Consider the following 24,518-nt stretch of genomic DNA (forward strand, 5'->3'; position numbering starts at 1 on the left):
GCATGATCCGGAAAAGTGCGGAGCGGTTTTCCGAAAAGATCATGCTCAAACAAGCCGACACGGGCGTCATTAATCTGAATTATCAACCACGTCCGCAGCCGAGCTGCCACGTGCGGCGAAAAATGCCACCCGAGGCGGAATCTTTAGTCCCTCCCCTCGCCGATTTCGGTTATGCAAGAACGCGGCAATCGACCCGCGTTCGCCTGCTTCTTGCGCGCCGACCGGATTCGTTCAGCCGGAGAATGCCCGACCAGAACGACATCACGCCGTGATGCGGCCTTGCGCCCCAGCATGTGGCGAACCGACAAGAAGCGACGCGCGTGCAGCTCTACCTCCCGATCGCCGACATTCCAGTCAATGTCTTCCTCATCCTGGCGATGGGCGCGGCGGTTGGCTTCGTCTCCGGCATGTTCGGGATCGGCGGCGGCTTCCTGATGACGCCGCTCTTGATCTTCGTCGGCATCGCGCCCGCGGTCGCGGTTGCCTCGGTTGCGAGCCACATCGCGGCCTCCTCGTTCTCCGGCGCGATCTCCTATTGGCGCCGGCGGGCGATCGATCCCCTGCTGGCGGCAGTGCTGCTGGTCGGCGGCACGATCGGCACCGCGCTGGGGGTATGGACCTTCACTTTCCTGCGCTCGCTCGGCCAGCTCGACCTGATGATCGCGCTGTCCTACGTCATCCTGCTGACCACGGTCGGCGGGCTGATGTTCTGGGAAGGCCTGCGCGCGATGCTGCGTTCCCGGCGCGGCGGCCCGGTCACGCTGCGCAAGCCCGGCAGCCATGGCTGGATCCACGGCCTGCCGCTGAAGCTGCGCTTCAAGCGCTCCAAGATCTACCTCTCGGTCATCCCGGTCGTCGTGGTCGGGCTCGTGATCGGCTTCATCGGCGCGGTGATGGGCATCGGTGGCGGCTTCATCCTGGTGCCGCTGATGATCTATGTGCTGCGGGTGCCGACCTCGACCGTGATCGGCACGTCGATGGTGCTCACCCTCGTCACCATGGTGTTCGCGACCATGCTGCACGCGGTCACCAACCACCTGGTCGACGCCGTGCTGGCGCTGATCCTGATGATCGGCGGCGTCACCGGCGCGCAGTTCGGCGCCCGCGCCGGCCAGAAGATCCGCGGCGAGCATCTGCGCTTGCTGCTCGGGCTGCTCGTGCTTGCGGTCGGCATCCGCTTTGCCGTCGAGCTGGTGATCCGGCCGCAGGACCTGTTCAGCATCCGCGAAACCGGCGGAGCGCCGCCATGAGGCTGCGCGCGGCGCTTGCGATCATCGGCCTCGCCGCCGCCAGCTTGATGGCCGCGCCCGCGCGTGCCGAGCGGCTGATCGTGTCGGTCTCCAACCACCGCGTCACGGTGACGCCGAACTATTCCGGCGGCGAGCTCGTGCTGTTCGGCTCGGTCGAGAAGGACGACAAGACGCCGTCCAATCGCGGCAATTACGACCTCGTCGTCACGGTGTCGGGCCCGCGCGCCGACATGGTCACGCGGCGCAAGGAGCGCAAATTCGGGATCTGGATCAACACCGACTCGCGGCAGTTCCTGCAGGTGCCGGGCTATCTCGCGCTGTTCTCCAATCGCCCGTTCGACCAGATCGCCTCGCCGGAGGTGCAGCGGCGGCAGCAGCTCGGGCTCAACAACGTGCTCTTGATGCAGCGGGTCGGGCCCGACTTTGCCGACGTGGTGCCGAACGATCCGTTCCGCAGCGCCTTCGTCCGGCTGCGCGCCGAACACGGGCTGTACCGCGAGGCAACCGCGGCGGTGACGTTCCTGACGCCGACTTTGTTCCGCACCGGCATTCCGCTGCCGGCGGAGGTGCCGATCGGCACCTACAATGTCGAGATCAAGCTGTTCTCCGACGGCGCGCTGGTGACCAAGACCGAGACCGCCTTCGAGATCGTCAAGGTCGGCTTCGAGCAGTTCGTCGCCACCACCGCGCGGCAGAACGGCCTGGTCTACGGCCTCGTCACCGCGTTCATGGCGCTGATGACCGGCTGGATGGCCTCGATCGTGTTCCGGAAAGATTGATTTAGCTATCCTTCCGCTGCAACGCGCTTTCGAACGCATCGCTCAGGATCGAGAGGCCAAGATCGATCTCGTCATCGCTGATCGTCAGCGGCGGAGCGATGCGGAAGACGCTGCCCATGCCGGGCAATTGCACGATGTTGGTGCTCAGTCCGAGCTCCAGGCAGCGCTGCGACACAAGCGTGCCGAGCGCTTCGTCAGGCTCCTTGCTGAAGCGGTCGCGCACGATCTCGATGCCCTGCATCAGCCCCCTGCCGCGCACGTCACCGATGCATTCGAACCGGTTCTGAAGGGCGAGCAGCCCGTCCCTCAGCCGCGCGCCCGCGATCCCCGCACGCTCGACCAATCGGTCGCGGAGGATGATCTCGATGACCTTCAGCCCGACCGCAGCCGGCATCGGGTCCGACACATGCGTCGTGTAGAACAGGAAACCCCGTTCGTGACAGCGCTCTTCGATTTCGGCTGACGTGACAACCGCGGCCAAGGGCAAGCCGGCGCCGAGCGTCTTCGACAGGGTCAGGATGTCAGGCACGACGCCGTCACGCTCGAAGGCGAACATGGCGCCGGTTCGGCCGAGGCCGGTCTGTGCCTCGTCGACGATCAGCAGCATGCCGCGCGCGCGGCACAATTCCTTCAGCGCGGCGAGGTAGCCCTCCGGCAGATCGATCAACCCGCCGGAGCTCAGGATCGGCTCGGCGATCATGCAGGCGAGCGAGCCGGTCGATTGGCGGTCGATGAGATCGAAGGCGTAGGCCAGCTCGGCCCGCCAATCCGCCGCATGGCCGAAGCGGGGCCGATAGAGGTTCGGCGTCGGGATCGCGAGCGAGCCGACCGGCGCGGGACCATAACCCTTGCGGCCGGCCGAATAGGTCGCCCCGGCCGCACCCGATGTCATTCCATGCCAGGACTGCGCGAACGCGACGGTCTCGAAGCTGCCGGTGGCGAGCTTGGCCATCTTGATGGCAGCCTCGTTCGACTCGCCGCCCGTGCTCAGCAGCATGACGCGATCGAGCCCCGGCGGCAAAAGCTCCGCGAGCTTTTCGGCGAGCGCGACGACCGGACGCGTCAGCATGCCGCTGAACAGATGGTCGAGCCGCTCGGCATGCTCGCTGATGGTCTGGACGATCTCCGGATGGCCGTGACCGAGCACGGCACTCATCTGCCCGGACGTGAAATCCAGGATGGCGCGGCCGTCAGCGTCATAGACGAAGGATCCGGAAGCGCGCTCGATGATGACGGGAGCGAACTTGCCGCCATAGCGGATGAGGTGACGCCGCGCGCGGTCCCAGAGGGATTTGTCGTCGTTTCCGGTCATGCCCGCTCCCTTGCTGCTCGATCGCCGCGATGAACGACCTTTGCAGCGCATCTTATGCACCCGACCCAGCAATGACATTGCGATTTGAGATGCATTTTGCCCGCTCTTCTGCGATCAATTGCGCAAAAGACGGAAAACGCGAAAGAAATGGGAACCACGATCGTGATCGACGAGATGGACCGGAAGATCCTCGACGTGCTGCAGGTCGAGGGGCGCATCACGAATCTCGAGCTGGCCGAACGGATCGGCCTCTCGTCCGCCCCCTGCATGAGACGCGTCCGGACCCTGGAAGAGACCGGCATCATCAATTCCTATGTGGCGCTGGTGGACCCTGCGCGAATTGGACTTGGGTTCGACGTCATCGTCGAGGTCCGCCTCAAGCAACAGAACAGGGAGTCCTTCGCGCGCTTCGAGAAGAAGGTGACCGGCCTTCCGGAGGTCGTCGAATGCTGCATGATTGCCGGCGATTGGGATTACTCGCTAAGGGTCGTGTCCTCAGATCTCGCAAACTATCAATCGTTCATCCTCGACCGCCTGATGCACCCGGACACCGATATCGCGAGCTACCGCACGACCATCATCCTGCGGAAGGTCAAATCGACGACAAAGATCGATAGCTCGCTGTTCTGACTGCAAGGATCAAAGCAGCACCCCGACCGCCATCGCGATCACGCTGAGCGTCATCGCACCGGTCGAGAGCCAGCCGAGCCGGTAGAGCCACCCGCCCACAACGAAGCGTCCCATCACCTCCTTGTGGCGGGCCATGATCATCAGCAACACCATCACCGGCACCGCGAGCACGCCGTTGACGACCGCGCTCCAGTACAGCGCCGAGATCGGATCGATCGGTGTGAAGTTGAGCGCGATGCCGATGCCGCCCGACAGCGCCAGCACCGAATAGAACGCCATCGCCTCCTTCGGCTTGCGCGCCAGTCCGACCGGCCACCGCCGTCCTTCGCCGACCGCATAGGCGGTCGCGCCTGCGAGCACCGGGATCGCCAGCAGGCCCGTGCCGACGATGCCGAGCGCGAAGATCACCTCGGCGAACGGCCCGGCGATCGGGCGCAACGCTTCGGCGGCCTGCGCCGAGGTCTGGATGTCGGTCTTGCCGGCGGCGTGCAGCGTGGCCGCAGCGGTGACGATGATCGACAGCGCGATCAGATTGGAAAACGCCATGCCGGTGACCGTATCGGCGCGGATACGAGAGAACTCGTTCCGTGCGCCGTGATGCTTGTCGATCAACGGATGCTTGGTGACGTCGACCCGCTGCTCCTCCGCCTCCTGTGAGGCCTGCCAGAAGAACAGATAGGGCGAGATGGTCGTGCCGAAGATCGCCACGATGGTGGTGAAATAATCGGAGCTCCAGGTCAGGCGCGGAACCAGCACGCCAGCCAGCGCCTGCATCCACGACACCTTGGCGAATGCCAGCGCCGCGACATAGGCGAACAGGCTGAGCGTCAGCCATTTCAGGACCGCGACGTAGCGCCAGTAGTTCATGAAGATCTGCGCGGCGACCGAGGTAACGCCGAACAGAACGACGTAGAGGACGGCCGGACCGCCGATCAGGAGCCTGGTCGCGTCCGCCATAGCCGACAGGTCGGCGGCGATGTTGACGGTATTGGCGATGAACAGCAGCGTCACTACGATGACCAGCAGCCAGCCCGGATAATGCCGGCAGACATTGCCCGCTATGCCGTGCCCGGTGACACGGCCGACCCGCGCGGAGATCTCCTGGATCGCAGTCATCAGCGGGAACGTCAGCAGCATGGTCCAGCCGATGCCGTAGCCGAGTTGCGCGCCGGCCTGGCTGTAGGTGCCGATGCCCGACGGATCGTCGTCGGAGGCGCCGGTGATGAGACCCGGGCCGAGCGACTTCACGACGCGCTTGAAGCTGAACGGCTCGCGCCGCGGCTTCGCCGCCGGCACATCTTCATCCTTGTCGTGTCGCGAGATCGTTTCTTGCCGCGTCATGTCCGGCTCCAGCCGTCTGACAACGGACCGGATACCGCCAAGGTTCCTGGGCTGAAACCTAGGCCTCGATGACCGTGGCGACGCCGGGCGCGAGGATGCGCAGACGGCGGCCGAAGCCGAGCGTATCGAAGCTCGCGCGCAAGTCACTCGCGTCCTGCCGGAAATGCGCCCAGCCATCGGTATGAACGGGCACGATGACCGCGTCCGCAAAGGCGCGCGCGGTCTCGATCGTGTCATTGGTGTCCATGGTGAGATGAAACGGGCCGCGGGTTTGCGCCGCGCCGGCGAACGGCAGCACCACGCCGCAATCAAAGCGCCGCGCGACCTCGGCAACACCGTCGAACCAGGTGGTGTCGCCGCTGACATAGACCGGACGGCCGGGCTTCGCCGGCTCCAAGACGAAGCCGACGACGTCGCCGGACAACGGCTCGATGCCCGCGGGCCCGTGCCGCGCCGGCGTCGCGGTGACGGTGAGCGTCCGGCCGCGCTTCGTCAGTGTGGTCGAGGCCCAGGGCGCAAAACCCTCGGCGTTGCCGCCGAGCCGCTTGGCACCGGCCTCCGTCGTCAGCACGCGCTTCGCGCCTTTGAGAAAATCCCGTCCGGAATGGTCGAGATTGTCGGAATGTTGATCGTGGCTCAGCAGCACCGCATCGATCTCGCCGACGTCGCGCGCGCTGAGCGCGGGCCCGGTCAGCTTCTCCAGTTTCACATGCGGCAGTTGATAGTCGCCGGGCGCATCGAAGGTCGGATCGGTGAGCAGGCGGAACCCGTCGATCTCGATCAGGGCGGTCGGGCCTCCGATCAGGGTGATGGTGATGGTGATGCTCACGTCACACTCCTCTTGGGCGAAGCCGCGGCGGGGCGGGTCACCAGGTAAATGCCGAGCGCGACCGGAACGATCCCGAGCAGATCGCGAAATTCGACATGCTCGCCGAGCACGAGATAGGCGAACAGCATGCCGAGCGGCGGCATCAGGAAGTGATAGGCGCTTGCAGCGGTCGCGCCACACACTTTCAGGAGATGAAACCAGAGCAGATAGGCGAGGATCGAACCGCCCAGCACGAGGAAGGCGAAGGCGCCGGCGAGTCGCATGCTGGGCACGATGTCACCGACGCTGGAGAGCGTGAAGGCGAACGGCATCACCGCAAGGCCGCCGGCGATGTTCTGGATGCCGTTGCCGATCCACAGGCTGCCCTTCGGCGCCAGCAGCTTGAACAGGACGGTGCCGGCGACGATCGAGGCGAGCGAGGCCAATGTGAACAGGATGCCGTGCGGGCTATCGGTACCGACCTTCATGCGATGCCAGACGATGAAGGCGACGCCGACGATGCCGAGCACGAGGCCGATCACCTTGCGCCAGCTCATGCTCTCGCCGAGGAACAGCGACGCCAGCATGGCGGTGAACACGGGATTGGCCGAGACGATCAGCGCACCGAGCCCAGCGGAGACCGTCTTCAGGCCGGTATAGCCGAGCCCGAGATAGAGCGCGTTGTTGGCGACGCCGAGCACGGCGAACACCGCCGCATCGCGCCAGCTGAGATCCCATTGATCCCGGCGCAGCCAAGAGATGCCGAGGATCAGGACTCCGGCGAGCGAGAATCGCGTGGCGAGCAGGATCAGCGGCGGGCAATCGGTGACGCCGATCTTGCCGGCGACGAAGGCGTAGCTCCAGAGCAGGCAGAACAGCGCGATCAGCAGCGGCAGGGTGTTGAAGCGGGCGCGAGGGACGGACATCGAGGTTGCGGCGGGCGAGCTTGCAGAGGACATGGCAGTTTCTCCTTCGCCCCATGATCTAGGCCCGCGCCTTGTCATTTGGAAATTAAATGATAGACTGACTTCCAGTGGATTTATGAATGGAGGCTGCGATGCTCGACCTGGAGCTTTTGCGCAGTTTCGTCTCGGTGGTCGACGCCGGCGGCTTCACCCGCGCCGGAGAGCGCGTCCACCGCACGCAATCGACGGTGAGCCAGCAGATCAAGCGCCTGGAGGAGGATGTCGGCCAGCCGCTCTTGATCCGCAGCGGCAAGGACGTCACCCCAACGGAGGCCGGCGAGCGGCTGCTGACCTATGCGCGGCGGCTGCTGTCGCTCGCGGAAGAAGCCCGCGACGTGCTCTCGCGCCCCGGCAGCGAAGGCGCGATCCGGATCGGCATCACCGAGGATTTCGCCGCCTATCGGTTGACGAGATTGCTCGCGACCTTCGCGCGCAGCCACCCGAAGTTGCGGCTCGACGTGCGCTCCGGCCAGAGCCTGTTCCTGCACCGCGATCTGGAGCGCGGCGATCTCGATCTCGCGCTGATCAAGCGCGCAGCCAGCGAGAAGGGCGGCATCGCGGTGTGGCCGGAACGGGTGCACTGGGTCACCAGCAAGAGCCATCCGCGCGACACGGCGACCGGCTCGGTGCCGCTGATCGGCTTCGGCTCGGGCTGCCTCTATCGTGCCCATGCCATCCATGCGCTGGAGCGCGCCGGCCGCAACTGGCACATGGCCTACACCTCCTCCAGCCTCGCCGGCATCCAGGCCGCGGTCGCCGCGGGCCTCGGGCTCAGCATTCTCTCGGAAATGTCGATCCAGGCCGAGCATCGCGTGCTGACGGCGAAAGACGGCTTTGCGCCGATCGAGCGGACCGAAGTCGCGCTCATCGCTGCCCCTGAGGCCAGTCCTGCGACGTTGCGGCTGGCGGATCGGCTCGCGGAGTATTGCGAGAGCGTGCAGGCGAAGGCGGCGTAGCGGCGATGCTACACTCTCCATCCCGACATCCTTGTAAGTCTCGAATCGCCGGATCGGCTAGAATGTCCGGCGCGGTGACGGACGGGAGACCGCTTCATCCCAGGGCATCGAAGCCCGAACCTCAGCGCGGCGCCCCGTCCGTTGTTCCATTGAACCCGAACAGTCGCGAGGGCCGCCTGGCGAGCCCGATTGCGCAAGGAGGGGTGCAGATGGAAGCGATCTATGTTGGCATTGATGTGTCGAAGGACCGGTTGGACGTGCATGTCCGTCCGGGCGAGGAAGCCTTTGCCGTGGCGCGTGACGGCAAAGGCTTGGAAGAGCTTGTTGCGCGCTTGCAGGCGATCTCGCCGGTGCTGATTGCGGTAGAGGCAACTGGCGGCTTCGAGACGATCGTTGCTGCTGCGCTGGCCGGCGCCCAGCTGCCGCTGGTGGTGGTCAACCCGGCCCAAATCCGGCACTTCGCGCAGGCGGTTGGTCAGCGTGCCAAGACGGACCCGATCGATGCGGCGGTGATCGCGCGGTTTGTCGAGGCCGTGAAGCCGGAGCCGCGTGCCATGCCGGATCAGGAAGCTCGGCTGCTGGCTGAGCTGGTCAGCCGCCGACGGCAGATCATCGAGATGATCGTTGCCGAGCGTCAGCGCGAGAAGCGCGCCGAGAACGTCCGCGTCCGCAAGAGCCTTGCCCGCCATATCAAGGTCCTCGAGAAGGAGCTGCCGGAGATCGACAACGACATCGACACGCTGGTGCGCGGCTCGCCAGTCTGGCGCGCCAAGGAGGAGCTGCTGGTCAGCTTTCCTGGTGTGAGCAACACCCTCGCGCGGACCTTCCTTGCCGAGGTGCCGGAGCTCGGCACGCTCAATCGGCGCCAGATTGCGAGCCTCGCCGGTCTTGCCCCGTTCACCCGCCAGTCGGGCCGCTGGAAGGGCAAGAGCATGATCGGCGGCGGAAGAGCCAAGCTGCGTGCCGGGCTCTACATGGCCGCTCTGTCGGCCAGCCGATACCATCCGCAGCTCAAGGTCTTCTACCGGCGCCTGGTGACCGCTGGAAAGCCCAAGATGGTCGCCCTCATCGCCGTTGCGCGCAAAGTCCTTACAACCCTCAACGCCATGCTCAGGGACCAAAAACCATGGCAACCCGCTTGACCAAGAACACAGTCGCTGAGGTGCTCGCCTCTTCGGCGAGCCTCGAAGGATGACGGTGATAGAAATGCTTGGATGTCTCAATAACACCGCGAGGCCACGAACGCGTGGACGCGGTTGTCGCCGAGCACGTGTGCCATGAAACCCGGCGATCCGAAAATCCGCGCGAAAGCGGCGTCGCGGATGCTGAGGCCCCCGGTGTAGGCGCCGAACGCCGGCATCACCGCGCGCTCGCCGTCACTTGCAAAGCAACGGCGCTCGATCGAGCGGCCGCGGGTCGGCACCCGCGCCTTGGGGTGGAGGTGCCCGGCGATCTCGCCGGCAGCGCCGGTCGGCTCATGGCGGAACACAATCGGGCCGACCGCGACCTCGGTCGCGACCACGCCGCCGAGACTGGGCGGCAGCGCCGGATCGTGATTGCCCGAGATCCAGATCCAGTTGCGCCGCACTTGCAACGCCGCGAGCGCCTCGCGATCTACATCGGAGAGGCGCGTATGCGCATCACGATCGTGAAAGCTGTCACCGAGCGCGATCACCTGCCTGGGATCGTGCCGCGCGATGACGGCGGCAAGCCGGCTCAATGTCGCGACCGTGTCGTAGGGCGGCAGCAGCACGCCACGGCTGGCAAAGCTCGAGCCTTTTTCCAGATGCAGGTCGGACACCACGAGCAGGCTCCGCTGTTCCCAGAACAGCGCGCCCGAGCAATCCGCCACGAAGCCGACATCCGCCACCGTGACCCTCGAAACGCGCATGTCGTCACCGTCTCGCAAAACCTGCGCGCTTGCCGTCACGTCCTGTTCCCCACAGTGCCAGTATTACGTCGTCGCCTCCCGCACGAGTTCCTCGGCCGCCTCGGCCAGAAGCTCGTCGGATGCTTCGCCATAAACTGACTCGCGGCCGATTTCCAGCAGCGCGGGCACGGCAAGCGGAGAAACGTGGTCGAGGTCCTTGTGGGTGATTCGGCCGTGGATGCGCGAAAGCATGTCGCTGAGACGGCGGAGATCGAGCAGTCCCGTGGCGGCATCGCCGCGCGCGGCGCGCAGCAGCACATGGTCGGCCTGGTGCTTGCGCAGCACGTCGTAGATCAAATCGGTCGAGAACAGCACCTGACGGCGCGACTTCTCCTCGTCGGTGAAGCGGCGCGCGATCAGCCCGGAGATGATGGCGCAGTTGCGGAAGGTGCGCTTCATCAGTGCGGATTCCGCAAGCCACGCCTCGAGATCGTCGCCGAGCATGTCGGGGTCGAACAGCGCATTGAGATCGAGCTTGCCGTGCCGGATCATGAAGGAGAGATCGCCGACGCCCCAGACCGCGAGCGCATATTCGTTGGCGACGAAGCCGAGCGGACGGGCGCGCTCCAGCCGGCGCGTCAGCAGCATGCCGAGCGTCTGATGCGCGAGCCGGCCCTCGAAGGGATAGCAGACCAGGTAATGGCTGCCGCCGCGCGGAAAGGTTTCCACCAGGAGCTCGCGCACCGCAGGTACCCGCGAGAATTTTCGCTGCAGCGACAGCCAGTCGTGCACCTGGTCCGGCAGCGCGTTCCAGGCCCGGCTGTTGTCGAGCAATTTGCGGACGCGTTCGGCGAGATAGGTCGAGAGCGGAAACTTGCCGCCCATATAGGACGGCACTTTTGCATCTTTATCATTGGCGCGGGAGACATAGACCTGGTCCTCGACCAAGGCCTCGTAGCGCACCACCTCACCGCCAAAGACAAAAGTGTCGCCGGGCACGAGCCCCTCGATGAAGACCTCCTCGATCTCGCCGAGCATTCGGCCGCCGCGCGCGATCGCGCCGGTCGAGCCTCCGCTTTTCCCTTGCCCGCCGGCACGCGAACGCACCAGCCGCACCTTCAGCATAGTCTCCTCGACGATGGTGCCGACATTGAGACGGTAGCTCTGCCGCACCTTGGGATTGGTGACGCGCCAACGGCCCTGCTTGTCCTGCTTGATCCGTGCGAAGCGCTCATAGGTCTTCAGCGCGTAGCCGCCGGTCGCGACGAAGTCGACCACGTCGTCGAAATCGGTCCGCGCCAGCGACGCATAGGGCGCCGCGGTCCTGACTTCGTCATAGAGTTCGTCGGACAGGAACGGCTTGCCGCAGGCGCAGCCGAGCACGTGCTGGGCCAGCACGTCGAGCGCGCCCGAGCGCAGCGGCGGCGTGTCCTGCGCATTCTCGGCGATGGCGTCGATCGCGACGGCGCATTCCAGCACCTCGAACCGGTTGGCCGGCACCAGCACGGCGCGCGAGGCCTCGTCGAAGCGGTGGTTGGCGCGGCCGATCCGCTGCATCAGCCGCGACGAGCCTTTGGGCGCGCCGATATTGATGACGAGATCGACATCGCCCCAGTCGACGCCGAGATCGAGCGAGGATGTGCAGACCACGCCGCGCAGCCGGCCGGCGGCCATCGCGTCCTCGACCTTGCGGCGCTGCGCGACGTCGAGCGAGCCGTGATGCAGCGCGATCGCAAGCCCGTCGTCGTTCATGCGCCACAGATCCTGGAACAGCATTTCGGCCTGGCTTCGGGTGTTGACGAACACCAACGTGGTCTTGTTGCGCTTGATCAGCTCATAGACCTCGGGCAGTGCGTGGCGCGCACTGTGGCCAGACCACGGCAGCCGTTCCCGGGTGTCGAGCATCTCGACCACCGGCGGCGCGGCGCCGCCGGCGATGACGACGGCGGCGGACACGCTCTCGCCGCCCGGCTGCGGCACCAGGAAACGCGCGAGCTGTTCCGGCTCGGCCACCGTCGCCGAGAGGCCGATGGCGCGCGCCTGCGGTGCGATGGTCCGGAGCCGCGCGAGACCGAGCGACAGCAGATCGCCGCGCTTGGAGGTGACCAGCGCATGCAGCTCGTCGAGCACGACGCGCTTCAGCGAAGAGAACAGGAAAGGCGCGTCGTCGGACGCCAGCAGCAGCGCCAGCTGCTCCGGCGTGGTGAGCAGAATGTCCGGCGGATAACGCCGCTGCCGCTGCCGCCGCGACACCGGCGTGTCGCCGGTGCGGGTCTCGATCCTGATCGGCAGCCCCATCTCGGCAACCGGCGTCTCCAGATTGCGCGCGATGTCGACCGCAAGCGCCTTCAGCGGTGAGATGTAGAGCGTGTGCAGCCCGCTGGAGCGGCGAACGCTGCGGCCGATGGAGATGAGACTTTGGGAGGCCCCCGCTGCGAGGGCTCCCTCCCCCCTTGCGGGGGAGGGCTGGGGAGAGGGGTAAGCCGTATCGTCCGGAGCAAGCGGCATACCCCTCTCCCGCCGCCCCCCGACGCGCGATTGCGCGTCAGGGGGTGTCGACCTCCGCCGCAAGGGGGGAGGTGGCGATCGTGTGCGGGTCTGCGGATTCGCAGCACTTCCCTCCCCACTCAACTCCACCAACGTCGGCAAGAACCCCGCCAGCGTCTTGCCCGCCCCCGTAGGCGCGATCAGCAGCGCCGAACGCTCCTCACGCGCCTTCGCCAGCAGCGCGAGCTGATGCTCGCGCGGCGACCAGCCGCGCGAGGCGAACCAGTCGCGAAACCGGCGCGGCAAGAGATCGGCCGTTTCCGACGGCGTGACGGAAAAGAGATCGAGCGTCGACACGCCCAAGAGGTAGGTGGTTCAGCGGGTTTCGTCGAGGGCGGGACGGAAATGGCGGCAGGTGGCAGCGGCGAAGCTTCATCCCCTCCCTCTCCCCGTTCTTACGGGGAGAGGGCTGGGGTGAGGGGCTGCTTCCGCGAGAGTACCGAGCGCAGTGAGACCTGTACCCCTCACCCGGATCGCATCTTCGATGCTATCCGACCTCTCCCCGCAAGCGGGGCGAGGTTGAAGAACAGCAAAAGAGCCGCCCCCTACTCCGTCATCGGCTCGCCCAAGAGGTCCCAGTCCTTGCCGTTGAAGATCGAGACATAGAGCGTCTTCATCGGCGTGTAGTCGTCGGGCGTATAGCTGTAATTGATGCCGTCGAGGAAATAGGGCGAGTGGAAGCCGGCCAGCGTGGTGGCATGCTTCAGCACGTTGGCGCGGGTCAGATCGTCGCCGCAGCGGCGCAGGATCTCGCCCATCGTCGCCGCCTGGCCGTAGCCGGCGAAGGCGATGGTGTTGTCGGGATCGATGTTCGGCAGGTACTTCTTGCGCAGCTCCTCGAACGCGACCACATCGGCATCCTTCTCGTAGCGGGGCACGCCGACTTCCTTGTTGTAGCGGATCGCGACGATGTCCTTGGCGTTCTCGAGACCCGCGGCGCTCAGGATCGAGCGGCCGGTCGAGCCCGCCGACAACAATTGCAACGGCTTCCAGCCGAGCTCGGCCACCTTGCGGATCGACTGCGACGTCGCCTTGCCGGTGGTGATGTTGTAGAAGACGTCGGCGCCCGACTTCGAGAGATTGATGAGCTGGGAATCGACCGTCGGATCGGTGAGATCGTAGGTCTGCTCCATGATCACCTGTGCCTTGCCGCCGGCATCGGCCAGCACCTTCTTGAACGGGCCGAGGAAGTCGCGGCCGAAATCGTCGTTCTGGTAGAGGATGCCGACCTTGGCGCTCGGCTTCACGCTGACGACATGCTTGGCGAGAATGCGGGCTTCGGTCGGATAGAGCGGCAGGCCCGCCATGGTCCATTTGAAATTCTTCGGGTCGTTCCATTTCGAGGCGCCGGTGTTCAACAGCAGTTGGGGAACGCCCTTGGAATTGAGGTATTTGTGCACGGCAGTCTGCGGCGCGGTGCCGAGCGAGCCGTAGAGCGCCAGCACCTCTTCCTGCTCGACCAGGCGGCGCGTCGCCTCGACGCATTTCGGCGCGCTGTAGGCGTCGTCCATGGTGAGGAATTTCACCTTGCGGCCGTTGATGCCGCCCTTGTCGTTCAGCATCTGGAAATAGGCCTCGCCGACGCGGCCCAGCACGCCATAGAGCGAGCCGGGACCGGAATGCGGCACGGTCTGGCCGAGCTTGATCTCGGTGTCACCAGCACCCGGATCGTACTTCTTGTCGGCGGCCCGGACGAACGGCGCGGGCAGCACGGACGCTGCGATGACAGACAATGCAGTGGCGCCGAACTCGCGCCGTGTATGCTTTTTCATTATTTCTCTCCCTGAGACGAAAAGCTCTCGCATCCCGCCATGCGCCGGGCAAGCGCGAAGTCGCCGCTTTGCGGCGCAATGCCGCGTCACGGCAAATGCGTAGCGTGTAGACTCAAGTTTGAGTGCGATGCGAAGGATCGCGGTTTCACCCTCCCCTGGAGGGGGAGGGTCGACTCACATTGAGCGTAGCGAGATGTGAGGCGGGGTGGGGTGACGGTCTTTCCGCGAACAACGCTGCCCGTGTTGAGAGATCACCCCACCCCGCTTCGCATTTCGCTACGCTTCATGCGAACCGACCCTCCCCCTCCAGGGGAGGGTAAGCGCGTCACGCCTTGGTCGCGACGGCGACGAGCCCGGGCGCCGGGATGTTGTCCTCATTGCGCGCCGAGAGATCGTCGAGCAGCGCCAACGTCAGCCCCGCGGCGGCGACCGCGGCGCGCACGTAAGCTGCACTGTGGGCGTAGCGCAGCCCCTCGCCGAGGATGACACCCTCGCTGTCATGGGTCTCTGTCGTGAAGGCGAGCACGCCGCCCGCGACCAGCACGCGCGCGGCCTCGGCGAGCACGGGCGCGAGATCGGCGACATAGACCATCGCGTCCGCAGCGAGGATCAGTTCAGCGCTGGCGTCCGGCTTGCGCGAAATGCCCTTCAGCATGTCGTCGACCTCGAGCTCGGCATAGAGCCCGGTGGCGCGCGACTTGTCGATCATGCGCGGCGACAGGTCGATGCCGATGAAGCGATCGACGTGCTCGGCGAATGCTGCGGCCGCCAGTCCGGTGCCGCAGCCGAGATCGATCGCGCGCTTGAAGAACGCCGGCTTCCTTGCTGAGGCGCGCACCGACAGCACCGCCTTGAACAGCAGCGCCGGGCCGCGATAGCCGAGATCGCCGACCAGCGCGGCCTCGAAGCGCGGCGCATATTGATCGAACAGCGTCTGCACATAGCCCGGCGGCATCGCGCCGACGGCCTCGACGCCGAGCTGCATCAGATGCAGGCCGGCGCCATGGCGGTCTTCGGGATCGGCGTCGCGCGCGGCGCGGAAGGCTGCGATCGCCGCATCGCGCTGGCCGAGCTCGAGGCGGATCTTGCCCAGCGTGTACCAGGCCGACAGGAATTTCGGCACCAGCTCGATCGCCTGTTCGAGCAGCTCGGCGGCAGCCGGCAGATCGCCCTTCAATTGCAGGTCGCGCGCGAACTCGTAGCGGCGGTCGGCAACGAGGTCGCCGGAGGACAGAAACAGGCGGGGGGCCATTTTCTCTTAGGGAACCGATCTTGGCCAAGTCTGGCCGTCCATTAAAGCACGGACTTTTTCCGGAGATGGAAGCGCGGGTCAAGCCCGCGGATGACGGCTAAACATCGCGGATCGATCGCCTATATAGGGACAATGCGCCCGCAAGACATCCTGATGCCCGTCCCGGCCGGGCTTTGCTGCAAGCCCGGCGGCTTCCACATCGATCCTGTCAGGCCGGTCGAACGGGCGCTGATCACGCATGGCCATTCCGATCATGCGCGGGCGGGGCATGGCGCAGTGCTTGCGACCCAGGAAACGCTCGACATGATGCGGCTGCGCTACGGCGAGAATTTCGCCGGCACGACGCAGGCGGTCGCTTACGGCGAGGAGATCAGGCTCGGCGACGTCACGGTGACGTTTCATCCCGCCGGGCACGTGTTGGGCTCCGCCCAGATATCGGTCACATGCAAGGATACAAGGATCGTCGCCTCCGGCGACTACAAGGACGCACGCGACCCGACCTGCGCGCCGTTCGAGCTCGTCCCTTGCGACGTCTTCATCACGGAGGCGACCTTTGGCCTGCCGGTGTTTCGCCATGGCGATGCCGCCGATGAGGTGAAGAAGCTGCAGGCGTCGGTCAGGCTGTTTCCGGAGCGCGCGCATCTGGTCGGCGCCTATTCGCTCGGCAAGGCGCAGCGCGTGATCGCGCTGCTGCGCGAGGCCGGCTACGACGCGCCGATCTACCTGCACGGCGCGATGGAGAAGATCACCTATTATTACCAGGAGCGCGGCATCCCGCTCGGCGAGCTCCGGCCCGCGCGCGGCATGAAGAAGGCCGAACTCGCCGGCACCATCACGCTGGCGCCGCCGAGCGCGACCTCCGATGTCTGGACGCGGCGCTTCCCCGATCCGGTCACCGCCTTCGCCTCGGGCTGGATGCGCGTCCGCGCCCGGGCGCGGCAGGGCGGCGTCGAGCTGCCGCTGGTGATCTCGGATCATGCCGACTGGGACGGGCTGACGGCGACGATCGCCGCCACCGGCGCCGGCGAGATCTGGGTCACCCACGGCCAGGAAGACGCGCTGGTGCATTGGTGCAAGAGCAAGGGCCTTGCCGCGCGGCCGCTCGATCTGGTCGGCTATGGCGACGAGGATGAGGGCGAGACGGCACCGATTACCGGCGAGGCACAGCCCATCGGCGAGGCACAGCCCGCCGGCGAGGCCGAAACATGAACCGCTTTGCCGAGCTGCTCGACCGCCTGGCCTACGAGCCGGGCCGCAACAACAAGATCAAGCTGCTGGTTGCCTATTTCCGCGAGACCGAGGATCCCGACCGCGGCTACGCGCTGGCGGCGCTGACCGGTGCGCTGTCGTTCAAGCACGCCAAGCCGGGCTTGATCCGCGACCTGATCACCGAACGCGCCGACCCGGTGCTGTTCGGCTACTCCTATGATTACGTCGGCGATCTCTCGGAAACCGTCGCGCTGATGTGGCCGAAGGCGGAGCTGCCGGGCCACAACAACCCGCCTCCTCCCACCCTCACCGACGTCGTCACCACGCTGCGCACGCTCGGCAAGGCTGATTTGCCGGCGCAGCTGGCGCGCTGGCTGGACGAGCTCGACGAGACCGGGCGCTGGGCGCTGCTGAAGCTCGTCACCGGCGCGATGCGGATCGGGATCTCGGCGCGGCTGGCGAAGACCGCAGCGGCCACACTCGGCGACAAGGATCCGCACGAGATCGAGTGGCCCGGCCTGTCGCCGCCCTATCTCGAATTGTTCGCCTGGCTCGAAGGCCGCGGCGACCAGCCGATCAATCGTGATCCGACACCGTTCCGCCCGGTGATGCTGGCGCATGCGATCGAGGATAGCGATTTCGCCAATCTCGACGCCGCCGATTTCAGCGCGGAATGGAAGTGGGACGGCATCCGCGTGCAGGCTGTCGCCGGCCGCGATGCGCGCGGCCACATCCAGGCGCGGCTCTATTCACGCACCGGCGAGGATATCACCGGCAGCTTCCCCGACCTCGTGCCGTCGCTGCATCTGCAAGATATTCTAGATTTGAAGCATGATGACTCCCGAAAACCGCTTCACACTTTTCGGCATCATGCTTCATTCGCGATCGACGGCGAATTGCTGGTGCTGCGCGACGGTCGCGTGCAGACCTTCAACGTGTTGCAGCAGCGACTGAACCGGAAGGTGGTTTCGCCGAAGCTGATCAAGGAATTTCCGATCCATCTGCGCGCCTACGACCTGCTCGGCGACGGCGAAAACGATCTGCGCGAGCTGCCTTTCACCGAGCGGCGCGCGCATCTCGAAGCCTTCGTCGACAAGCTGAACGACCCGCGCATCGATCTGTCACCGACGGTTCCGTTCGCGAGCTGGGAAGAACTGGCCGCAGCGCGCGCCGATCCGAAGAGCGCCGGCGCCGGCGACGATGCCGACGCAGTCGAGGGCGTGATGCTGAAGCGGCGCGACGCGCCCTACCTGCCCGGGCGGCCAAAAGGCCCATGGTGGAAGTGGAAGCGCGATCCGCACGTCATCGACGCGGTGCTGATGTATGCCCAGCGCGGCCACGGCAAGCGCTCGTCCTATTACTCCGACTACACGTTCGGGGTCTGGACCCGTGGCGATGCCGGCGACGAACTGGTGCCGGTCGGCAAAGCCTATTTCGGCTTCACCGACGAGGAACTGTTGCAGATCGATCGCTTCGTCCGCCGCAACACCACCGAGAAGTTCGGCCCGGTGCGACATGTCGTGCACGAGCCGGATCAGGGGCTGGTGCTGGAAGTCGCCTTCGAGGGCCTGCAACGCTCGCCGCGTCACAAATCCGGCGTCGCGATGCGCTTCCCCCGGATCAGCCGCCTGCGCTGGGACAAGCCGCCGCGCGAAGCCGACCGGCTGGAGACGCTTGAACGGATGTTAATCTCCATGACAGGAAGTTAAACCCGAAGCGCGCATGGCAGCCATTGATCGCGGCTCACAGATTTCCCATGTGCTGCGCCGTGACCTATAATGCGCGGGCGATTCCGCCAGGAGAGAACGATGCCGAACGACGTCAGGGACTTGCCGGCCGGCCAGAGCCAGAGTGACGGCCTGTACCGCTTTCTCGGCGGATCGCCGCTCTCGGTGGCGTTCCGGCTGATCCTGCTCTCGATCCTGGTCGGCGTCGTGCTTGCCGCGATCGGCCTCGACCCGTGGAATATCCTCAACAGCGTCCGCAGGCTGTTCCAGACCATCTGGGATTTCGGCTTCGACGCGATCAACTGGGCCTGGCGCTACTTCCTGCTCGGCGCCGTGATCGTGATCCCGATCTGGCTGTTGTCGCGGCTGTTCGGCGCGCCGCGCGGCCGCTGATCCCAAAAGAAAGCCCGCAGCCGATGCAATTGCGATTTGTCGGCTGCGGCGATGCATTCGGCTCCGGGGGCCGCTTCAACACCTGCTTCCATGTCAGCGGCGAGCGCGTCAATTTCCTGATCGACTGCGGCGCGTCCTCGCTGCCGGCACTGAAGCGGCTCGAGATCGACCGCGACGCAATCGACCTGATCCTGATCACGCATTTCCACGGCGATCATTTTGCCGGCCTGCCGTTCTTCCTGCTCGACGCGCAATTCTCCCGCCGCACCCGGCCGCTGGTGATTGCCGGGCCGCAAGGCATCGAAACGAAGCTGCCTGAGGTGATGGAGGTGATGTTCGAGCATTCTTCCAAAACCAGACAGCGCTTCGATCTGTCCGTCGTCACGCTCGCGCCGCAGGAGCGGCGCGGCTTCGGCGAGGTGAGCGTGACGCCCTATCCTGTGGTGCATGGCGAGTCCGGCGGGCCATTTCTCGCCTATCGCATCGAGGCGGAAGACCGTGTCGTCAGCTACAGCGCCGACACCGAGTGGACCGACGCGCTGATCCCAGCCGCGCAGAACGCCGACCTCTTCATCGCCGAAGCCTATACCTACGACAAAATGGTCAAGAACCATCTCAGCCTGAAAACGCTGGAAGCGCATTTGCCCGCCATCAACGCCAGGCGCGTGGTGCTGACCCATATGAGCGACGACATGCTCGGCCGCGTCGACAACCTGCCCTACACGGCGGCGAGTGACGGCATGGTCGTGGTGTTCTGACCATCCCATGCCCTGTCGGCCGCCCCTCCGCCACCGCATTGCTCTGAGGACAATTCCGGCATGGTCGCGCGACGGATGTCGCGATAGAAACGCCTATTCCTTGCATCTGTAGCCATGCACGCACCCATTCACCCGAAGATCACGACCCGCCAGGTGTTCGCCATCGCCGGTCCCGCGATGGTCGCCAACCTGACCACGCCGCTGATCGGCATCGTCTCGACCACGGCGATCGGCCGCCTCGACGATGCCGCGCTGCTCGGCGGGGTGGCGATGGCCTCGGTGATCTTCGATTGCCTGTTCTGGCTGTTCGCCTTCCTGCGCATGAGCACGCTGGCCTTCACCGCGCAGGCGCAGGGCGCGGGCGAGCCGCAGGAATATGCCGCGATCCTGGTGCGCGGCTTCATCGTCGCCGGCCTGATCGGCGCCACGCTGATCGCGTTGCAGGTGCCGCTGGCCGCGGTCACATTCCAGCTGATGGGCGGCAGCGAAGGCGTCACGCGTGCGGCCAAGACGTACTTCATGATCCGGATCTGGTCGGCGCCGCTGGCGCTCGCCAACTACGTCATCCTGGGCTGGCTGGTCGGGCAGGCGCGCGCCAATCTGGCGCTGGCGCTGCAGATCGTGATCAACCTGATCAACATGGCCGCAACCGTGCTGCTGGTGCAGGTCTACGGCGCCGGCATCGCCGGTGCCGCGATCGCCGCCGTGCTTGCCGAGACGACCGGTTTCGCCGTCGGCATCGTGGTGGCGTGGCGGATCTCGCAAACAGGCTTTGCCGTTCCTGCGGCCACGCTGTTCGACCGCGGCAAGCTGATGCGCATGCTGGCCGTCAATCGCGACATCATGGTCCGCACCGCGGCGCTGATCGTCGTGTTCCTGTTCTTCACCGCGAAGGGCGCGCGCGAAGGCGACGTCACGCTGGCGGCGAACTCGGTGCTGAACAATTTCCTGCTGGTGAGCGCCTTCTTCCTCGACGGCCTCGCCAACGCCGCCCAACAGCTCTGCGGCCGCGCTTTCGGCGCGCGCGACGCACGCGGCTTTGCCGATTCGACCCGGCTGGTGCTGCTGTGGGGTGTCGGCTTTGCGCTGGTCGTCTCGGTGCTGTTCGCGCTGTTCGGACCGGCGCTGATCAACCTGATGACAACAAGCGAGGACGTGCGCCGCTATGCGCGCGAGTTCCTGGCGTTCGTGATCCTGGCACCTCTGCCCGGTGTGTTCGCCTTCGGCTTCGACGGCATCTATGTCGGCGCGACCTGGGCGCGCGAGATGCGCAATTTGATGCTAGCCTCGCTCGCGATCTTCCTCGCCGCCTGGTGGGCGCTCAGCGCATTCGGCAACACCGGGCTGTGGATCGCGCTGCTCGGCTTCTACGTCGCGCGCGGCGGCCTGCAGGGCCTGCGCTATCCGGCGCAGTTCAGGAAAACGTTCAAGACTGCGTAGCCCGGATGCAGCGAAGCGATGCTCTGCTCCCTCGCCCCGCTCTTGCGGGGAGAGGGCTGGGGTGAGGGGCTGTCTCCAAGAAGGCGGTAAGAACTGGATCCGCGGAGGGTCCCGCTCACGGCCCCGCAAGCGGGGGCGAGGTAAGAACGGCTACCTGACAGGCCAATCTTCGGCGGTGATGGTCGCGGCATCGGCGCCGACGATTTCCGACAGGGAGTCACGGCCGGTCCGCAGCAGGGTCGAGGACAGATCGCGCTTGATGTCGTCGACCAGGCCGATGCCCTTGTAGACCAGCGAGGAATAGAGCTGGATCAGGCTGGCGCCGGCGCGGATCTTGGTCAGCGCGGCGCCGCCGCTATCGATGCCGCCGACGCCGATCAACGGAAATGCACCTTCGACGCGGACATAGGTTTCGGCGACCATCCGGGTCGAGAGGCGGAACAGCGGACGGCCCGACAGGCCACCCTGCTCCCTGGCCCGGTTCTCCTCGCGCAAGGTCGAGGGCCGCGCCAGCGTGGTGTTGGCGACGATCATGCCGTCGACGCGCCGCGAGCGGGCGATATGAACGACATCGTCGAGTTCGGTGAGGCTGAGATCCGGCGCGATCTTCAGCAGCACCGGCGAATCGCCGGCGTTCTTGCGCACGCGCTCGCGGGTATCGATGACCCGTGCCAGCAGATCGTCGAGCGCCGCCGATTGCTGCAGATTGCGCAGGCCCGGCGTATTCGGCGAAGAAACATTGACGGTGAAATAGCTCGCGACCGGGGCAAACGTCTCGATCAGCTTCACATAGTCGGCGACGCGGTCGGTCGAATCCTTGTTGGCCCCGACATTGACCCCGATGATGCCGCCGCCGCTGGCGCGCGCGGCGAGCCGGCGCAGCACGGCTTCCGCGCCGTCATTGTTGAAGCCCATGCGGTTGATGACGGCCTCGTCGCGCTCGAGGCGAAACAGCCGCGGCCGCGGGTTGCCGGCTTGCGGCTTCGGCGTCACCGAACCGATCTCGACAAAGCCGAAACCAAGCCGCAGCAGCGCGTCGGGCACCTCGGCGCTCTTGTCGAAACCCGCCGCCATGCCGATCGGGTTCGGGAAGTTCAGCCCGAAGGCGCGTACCGCGAGCTTGGGATCATCCGCCCGCTGCCGGATCGGCGGCAGCAGCTTCAAGCCCTGGATCGCCATGCGATGGGCATCTTCAGGATCGAACCAGCGCAGCAGCGGCAGCGAGAAGGCGTCGAAGGCACGGATCACGGCTTCAGCTCCGGAACGTCGTGGCCGCCGTCGGAGCGCGCGCGAAGGCTGAGGATTTCGGTGACCGCGCCGAGGTCGAGTTCGCCATAGAGATGCGGGAACAATTCGTCATTGCGCGAGCGTTCCCAGCGCAAGGCGTCGCCGAGCGCATCGGCATCGACCGCGACCAGGAACAGGCCGGTTTGCCCGTGATAGTGCTTGCGCGCGGTCTCGGCCACCTGGGAGGCGGTGGAAAAATGGATGAAGCCGTCGCGATTGTCGTCCGCACTGCCCCGGTAGACGCCCTGCCGCTCGGCCTCGCGCCAGGCCGAAGCGGGAGTGATTTTGTAGATCATGGGCACGGCCCGGCCTTCCCTTTTGTCCTTGAGTCTCTTGGGGTTTTATCCGGATTTGAGGGGAAATGCCCCAGACGCCATTTGGCGAGCGAGGGACCGTATCGGCGGCAGCGGCGCAACTCAAGCGGTGCCGGGACACATCCGGCGGCAGATTTGCGGAAACGCCCGGTTTCAGGTAATAATTCCTACCATCCGGGGTGTCCTCGATGGCCAAACAGTCCAAAGCCGCCCGACCGCTAACCCACGCGCAGGTCTGGGCCGCGCTCGACCGGCTCGCCGAACGTGCCGGCCTGTCGCCGTCCGGCCTTGCCAAGCAGTCAGGTCTCGACCCCACCACCTTCAACAAGTCCAAGCGCGTGACCGGCGACGGGCGCGAGCGATGGCCGTCGACCGAATCGCTCTCCAAGGCGCTGGCAGCCAGCAATGCCAGCATGGAGACCTTCGTGCAGTTGCTCGGTGATGGCCCGCGCGCCGGCCAGTCGGTGCCGTTGCTCGGCTTCGCGCAGGCCGGCGCCGGCGGCTATTTCGACGACAGCGGGTTTCCCGCCGGCAAGGGCTGGGATGAAGTGGCGCTGCCGGCGACCACCGACGAGCACGCCTATGCGCTGGAGATCGAGGGCGACTCGATGAAGCCGGCCTATCGCGAAGGTGACATCATCGTGGTGTCACCCGCGACCGCGATCCGCCGCGGCGACCGCGTCGTGGTGCGTACGACCGGCGGCGAGGTGATGGTGAAGGAACTGAAGCGACGCACCGGCAAGGTGCTGGAACTCGCATCGCTCAATCCGGAACACCCCGACCGCATGCTCGATGCCGAAGAAGTCACGTGGATCGCGCGCGTGGTGTGGGCGAGCCAGTAGCTGAGGCGATTCAGTCGCCACAAAACCAGTGTCGTCCCAGCGAAGGCCGGGACGACAGCGGAGGTTGGAGCGCCGTCCGAATGCCTTACGTCGCGTAGTCCGGCTCCTTGCGGTCCAGCATCCGCTTCAGCGCATCGAAATGCCGCTGCGCCGGGCTCGGGCCGTTGTAGAGATGGTCGTCGCGGAAATCGCGCTTGGTCTTCTCGACCACATGCTGCGGCAACTGCTTCAGCGGCTGCTGGGTCCACATCGCATAGATCTGCACCTGCGCGGCGCGCTCGATGTAATAGAGCCGGTCATAGGCGTCGGCGACGGTCTCACCGACGGTCGAGATGCCGTGGTTGGCCATGAACAGGATGGTCTTGTTGCCGATCACCTTGGCGAGCCGCGCGCCTTCCTCGGGATCCAGCGCCGGGCCGGTGTAGAGATCGTCATAGGCAATCGCCTCCGACAGCCCGACCTCGGTCTGCCCGATCTCCTTGATGCGCGGATCCTCGAGCCGCGTGAGCGCGCTCGCATACGGCATGTGGGTGTGGAACACCGCCTTGGCCTGCGGCAGCGCCTTGTGGATCGGCGCATGAATGCAATAGCAGGAGCGCTCGACCTCACCCTCGCCTCGCTTCACCTCGGCATCGTCGATGCCGACCTCCATGAAGGACGACGCGGTCACCTCCGACCAATGCATGCCGAACGGGATCTGATAGTAGCGGTCGGTGCGGCCGGGCACCACGAAGGTGAGATGGTTGAAGATGCCTTCCGAAAAGCCGTGGATATAGGCGAGCCGATGCGCCGCCGCGAGATCGACCCGCGCCTGCCATTCCTCGGCGCTCGAACTGTCCTGCAGCGATGTCGGCGAAACCCTGAACTGCATGCGCATGCTCCCATCTGTGCCGGCCTCTCGGCGGAGGCCGTGCTGATTTTGTGGGACGGAGTGTAGCGCAATCGGACGCAACCCCGGCTGAAATTGCCGGGGATCAGCCATCCGGATTTTGCGGCGCTACGCCGCAGCCGTAACCTCGTAGCCCGGATGGAGCGAAGCGCAATCCGGGACACGTGGGGCCGCTGG

General features: G+C 65.8%; 23 protein-coding genes. 12 read left to right on the plus strand and 11 right to left on the minus strand.

What is annotated here, in order from left to right; translation table 11 throughout:
* Window positions 1–2: 2 nt before the first annotated feature.
* The 3 genes from HU230_RS29335 to HU230_RS29345 are packed head-to-tail and all read left to right on the plus strand — an operon-like array spanning window position 3 to window position 2,029.
* Entirely contained in the window at window positions 3–272 is a 270-nt protein-coding gene (locus HU230_RS29335; protein WP_176528823.1) for a hypothetical protein, read from the plus strand.
* 48 nt (window positions 273–320) lie between these two features.
* Window positions 321–1,250, plus strand: coding sequence for a sulfite exporter TauE/SafE family protein (locus tag HU230_RS29340; protein ID WP_176528822.1), 930 nt, complete (start codon window positions 321–323; stop codon window positions 1,248–1,250).
* Window positions 1,247–2,029, plus strand: a complete 783-nt coding sequence (locus HU230_RS29345; protein WP_176528821.1) for a TIGR02186 family protein — start codon at window positions 1,247–1,249, stop codon at window positions 2,027–2,029. The genes HU230_RS29340 and HU230_RS29345 overlap by 4 nt, the downstream gene beginning before the upstream one ends.
* A 1-nt stretch (window position 2,030) precedes the next feature.
* Here HU230_RS29345 and HU230_RS29350 read toward each other — a convergent pair whose 3' ends face one another.
* Window positions 2,031–3,341, minus strand: coding sequence for an aspartate aminotransferase family protein (locus HU230_RS29350; RefSeq protein WP_176528820.1), 1,311 nt, complete (start codon window positions 3,339–3,341; stop codon window positions 2,031–2,033).
* Between the two features lie 147 nt (window positions 3,342–3,488).
* On the opposite strand from HU230_RS29350, the gene HU230_RS29355 reads away from it, so the two are divergent.
* Window positions 3,489–3,971 (plus strand): Lrp/AsnC family transcriptional regulator, encoded by a 483-nt coding sequence (locus HU230_RS29355; protein WP_176528819.1) that lies wholly within the window; start codon window positions 3,489–3,491, stop codon window positions 3,969–3,971.
* 9 nt (window positions 3,972–3,980) lie between these two features.
* Here HU230_RS29355 and HU230_RS29360 read toward each other — a convergent pair whose 3' ends face one another.
* Genes HU230_RS29360 through HU230_RS29370 form a run of 3 tightly spaced genes read right to left on the minus strand, consistent with a single transcriptional unit; the run spans window position 3,981 to window position 7,079 of the window.
* Window positions 3,981–5,312, minus strand: a complete 1,332-nt coding sequence (locus HU230_RS29360; protein ID WP_176528818.1) for an NRAMP family divalent metal transporter — start codon at window positions 5,310–5,312, stop codon at window positions 3,981–3,983.
* A 58-nt stretch (window positions 5,313–5,370) separates the two neighbouring features.
* Complete coding sequence (locus HU230_RS29365; RefSeq protein ID WP_176534814.1) at window positions 5,371–6,135, minus strand: MBL fold metallo-hydrolase; 765 nt, start codon at window positions 6,133–6,135, stop codon at window positions 5,371–5,373.
* Window positions 6,136–6,137: 2 nt separating this feature from the next.
* Window positions 6,138–7,079 carry a DMT family transporter gene (locus HU230_RS29370; protein WP_176528817.1) on the minus strand — a complete coding sequence of 314 codons (942 nt, stop codon included), beginning with the start codon at window positions 7,077–7,079 and terminating at the stop codon, window positions 6,138–6,140.
* Window positions 7,080–7,177: 98 nt separating this feature from the next.
* Between HU230_RS29370 and HU230_RS29375 the strand changes: the two genes are divergently transcribed.
* Window positions 7,178–8,041: a LysR substrate-binding domain-containing protein gene (locus tag HU230_RS29375; RefSeq protein WP_176528816.1), complete on the plus strand. Its 864-nt coding sequence runs from the start codon at window positions 7,178–7,180 to the stop codon at window positions 8,039–8,041.
* A gap of 209 nt (window positions 8,042–8,250) precedes the next feature.
* The gene (locus HU230_RS29380; RefSeq protein ID WP_176534813.1) at window positions 8,251–9,183 is read left to right on the plus strand and encodes an IS110 family RNA-guided transposase; all 933 of its coding nucleotides are present in this window, start codon (window positions 8,251–8,253) and stop codon (window positions 9,181–9,183) included.
* A gap of 77 nt (window positions 9,184–9,260) precedes the next feature.
* Here the strand turns inward: HU230_RS29380 and pdeM are convergent, their stop codons facing one another.
* The 4 genes from pdeM to HU230_RS29400 all read right to left on the minus strand — a co-directional run bounded on the left by pdeM (window position 9,261) and on the right by HU230_RS29400 (window position 15,482).
* On the minus strand, window positions 9,261–9,932 hold the full coding sequence (pdeM, locus tag HU230_RS29385; protein WP_176528815.1) for a ligase-associated DNA damage response endonuclease PdeM: 672 nt from the start codon (window positions 9,930–9,932) through the stop codon (window positions 9,261–9,263).
* A gap of 63 nt (window positions 9,933–9,995) precedes the next feature.
* Window positions 9,996–12,755 (minus strand): ligase-associated DNA damage response DEXH box helicase, encoded by a 2,760-nt coding sequence (locus HU230_RS29390; protein ID WP_420840900.1) that lies wholly within the window; start codon window positions 12,753–12,755, stop codon window positions 9,996–9,998.
* 248 nt (window positions 12,756–13,003) lie between these two features.
* Window positions 13,004–14,230, minus strand: a complete 1,227-nt coding sequence (locus tag HU230_RS29395; protein WP_176528814.1) for an ABC transporter substrate-binding protein — start codon at window positions 14,228–14,230, stop codon at window positions 13,004–13,006.
* Window positions 14,231–14,555: 325 nt separating this feature from the next.
* Entirely contained in the window at window positions 14,556–15,482 is a 927-nt protein-coding gene (locus tag HU230_RS29400; RefSeq protein ID WP_176528813.1) for a methyltransferase domain-containing protein, read from the minus strand.
* Between the two features lie 132 nt (window positions 15,483–15,614).
* On the opposite strand from HU230_RS29400, the gene HU230_RS29405 reads away from it, so the two are divergent.
* The 5 genes from HU230_RS29405 to HU230_RS29425 all read left to right on the plus strand — a co-directional run bounded on the left by HU230_RS29405 (window position 15,615) and on the right by HU230_RS29425 (window position 21,009).
* A complete protein-coding gene (locus tag HU230_RS29405; RefSeq protein WP_176534811.1) occupies window positions 15,615–16,691 on the plus strand; it encodes a ligase-associated DNA damage response exonuclease in 1,077 nt (358 codons plus the stop codon).
* Window positions 16,688–18,400, plus strand: a complete 1,713-nt coding sequence (locus HU230_RS29410; RefSeq protein WP_176528812.1) for an ATP-dependent DNA ligase — start codon at window positions 16,688–16,690, stop codon at window positions 18,398–18,400. The genes HU230_RS29405 and HU230_RS29410 overlap by 4 nt, the downstream gene beginning before the upstream one ends.
* A gap of 99 nt (window positions 18,401–18,499) precedes the next feature.
* On the plus strand, window positions 18,500–18,811 hold the full coding sequence (locus HU230_RS29415) for a DUF6460 domain-containing protein (RefSeq protein ID WP_176528811.1): 312 nt from the start codon (window positions 18,500–18,502) through the stop codon (window positions 18,809–18,811).
* A 23-nt stretch (window positions 18,812–18,834) separates the two neighbouring features.
* Window positions 18,835–19,569 carry an MBL fold metallo-hydrolase gene (locus tag HU230_RS29420; protein ID WP_176528810.1) on the plus strand — a complete coding sequence of 245 codons (735 nt, stop codon included), beginning with the start codon at window positions 18,835–18,837 and terminating at the stop codon, window positions 19,567–19,569.
* A 114-nt stretch (window positions 19,570–19,683) separates the two neighbouring features.
* Entirely contained in the window at window positions 19,684–21,009 is a 1,326-nt protein-coding gene (locus HU230_RS29425) for an MATE family efflux transporter (RefSeq protein ID WP_176528809.1), read from the plus strand.
* A gap of 150 nt (window positions 21,010–21,159) precedes the next feature.
* Here HU230_RS29425 and HU230_RS29430 read toward each other — a convergent pair whose 3' ends face one another.
* Both HU230_RS29430 and HU230_RS29435 read right to left on the minus strand, forming a co-directional pair.
* Complete coding sequence (locus HU230_RS29430) at window positions 21,160–22,257, minus strand: quinone-dependent dihydroorotate dehydrogenase (RefSeq protein ID WP_173640396.1); 1,098 nt, start codon at window positions 22,255–22,257, stop codon at window positions 21,160–21,162.
* Window positions 22,254–22,598, minus strand: a complete 345-nt coding sequence (locus HU230_RS29435) for a DUF952 domain-containing protein (RefSeq protein ID WP_168470963.1) — start codon at window positions 22,596–22,598, stop codon at window positions 22,254–22,256. Before HU230_RS29435 ends, HU230_RS29430 begins: the two co-directional genes overlap by 4 nt.
* Window positions 22,599–22,798: 200 nt before the next feature.
* Between HU230_RS29435 and HU230_RS29440 the strand changes: the two genes are divergently transcribed.
* Window positions 22,799–23,452 (plus strand): S24 family peptidase, encoded by a 654-nt coding sequence (locus HU230_RS29440; RefSeq protein ID WP_176528808.1) that lies wholly within the window; start codon window positions 22,799–22,801, stop codon window positions 23,450–23,452.
* 85 nt (window positions 23,453–23,537) lie between these two features.
* On the opposite strand, the gene HU230_RS29445 is transcribed toward HU230_RS29440, so the two are convergent.
* Window positions 23,538–24,323 carry a class II aldolase/adducin family protein gene (locus tag HU230_RS29445; protein ID WP_224943691.1) on the minus strand — a complete coding sequence of 262 codons (786 nt, stop codon included), beginning with the start codon at window positions 24,321–24,323 and terminating at the stop codon, window positions 23,538–23,540.
* Between the last annotated feature and the right edge of the window lie 195 nt (window positions 24,324–24,518).

Source organism: Bradyrhizobium quebecense, assembly GCF_013373795.3.
GTDB lineage: Bacteria > Pseudomonadota > Alphaproteobacteria > Rhizobiales > Xanthobacteraceae > Bradyrhizobium > Bradyrhizobium quebecense.

Bases quoted from the DNA above. Each gene is read 5' to 3' on its own strand.
- HU230_RS29410 (WP_176528812.1), top strand. From the start codon at position 16,688: ATGAACCGCTTTGCCGAGCTGCTCGACCGCCTGGCCTACGAGCCGGGC.
- HU230_RS29395 (WP_176528814.1), bottom strand. From the start codon at position 14,230: ATGAAAAAGCATACACGGCGCGAGTTCGGCGCCACTGCATTGTCTGTC.
- HU230_RS29370 (WP_176528817.1), bottom strand. From the start codon at position 7,079: ATGTCCTCTGCAAGCTCGCCCGCCGCAACCTCGATGTCCGTCCCTCGC.
- pdeM (WP_176528815.1), bottom strand. From the start codon at position 9,932: ATGCGCGTTTCGAGGGTCACGGTGGCGGATGTCGGCTTCGTGGCGGAT.
- HU230_RS29445 (WP_224943691.1), bottom strand. From the start codon at position 24,323: ATGCAGTTCAGGGTTTCGCCGACATCGCTGCAGGACAGTTCGAGCGCC.
- HU230_RS29420 (WP_176528810.1), top strand. From the start codon at position 18,835: ATGCAATTGCGATTTGTCGGCTGCGGCGATGCATTCGGCTCCGGGGGC.
- HU230_RS29375 (WP_176528816.1), top strand. From the start codon at position 7,178: ATGCTCGACCTGGAGCTTTTGCGCAGTTTCGTCTCGGTGGTCGACGCC.
- HU230_RS29425 (WP_176528809.1), top strand. From the start codon at position 19,684: ATGCACGCACCCATTCACCCGAAGATCACGACCCGCCAGGTGTTCGCC.
- HU230_RS29345 (WP_176528821.1), top strand. From the start codon at position 1,247: ATGAGGCTGCGCGCGGCGCTTGCGATCATCGGCCTCGCCGCCGCCAGC.
- HU230_RS29355 (WP_176528819.1), top strand. From the start codon at position 3,489: ATGGGAACCACGATCGTGATCGACGAGATGGACCGGAAGATCCTCGAC.
- HU230_RS29415 (WP_176528811.1), top strand. From the start codon at position 18,500: ATGCCGAACGACGTCAGGGACTTGCCGGCCGGCCAGAGCCAGAGTGAC.
- HU230_RS29380 (WP_176534813.1), top strand. From the start codon at position 8,251: ATGGAAGCGATCTATGTTGGCATTGATGTGTCGAAGGACCGGTTGGAC.
- HU230_RS29405 (WP_176534811.1), top strand. From the start codon at position 15,615: ATGCGCCCGCAAGACATCCTGATGCCCGTCCCGGCCGGGCTTTGCTGC.
- HU230_RS29350 (WP_176528820.1), bottom strand. From the start codon at position 3,341: ATGACCGGAAACGACGACAAATCCCTCTGGGACCGCGCGCGGCGTCAC.
- HU230_RS29440 (WP_176528808.1), top strand. From the start codon at position 22,799: ATGGCCAAACAGTCCAAAGCCGCCCGACCGCTAACCCACGCGCAGGTC.
- HU230_RS29400 (WP_176528813.1), bottom strand. From the start codon at position 15,482: ATGGCCCCCCGCCTGTTTCTGTCCTCCGGCGACCTCGTTGCCGACCGC.
- HU230_RS29335 (WP_176528823.1), top strand. From the start codon at position 3: ATGATCCGGAAAAGTGCGGAGCGGTTTTCCGAAAAGATCATGCTCAAA.
- HU230_RS29360 (WP_176528818.1), bottom strand. From the start codon at position 5,312: ATGACGCGGCAAGAAACGATCTCGCGACACGACAAGGATGAAGATGTG.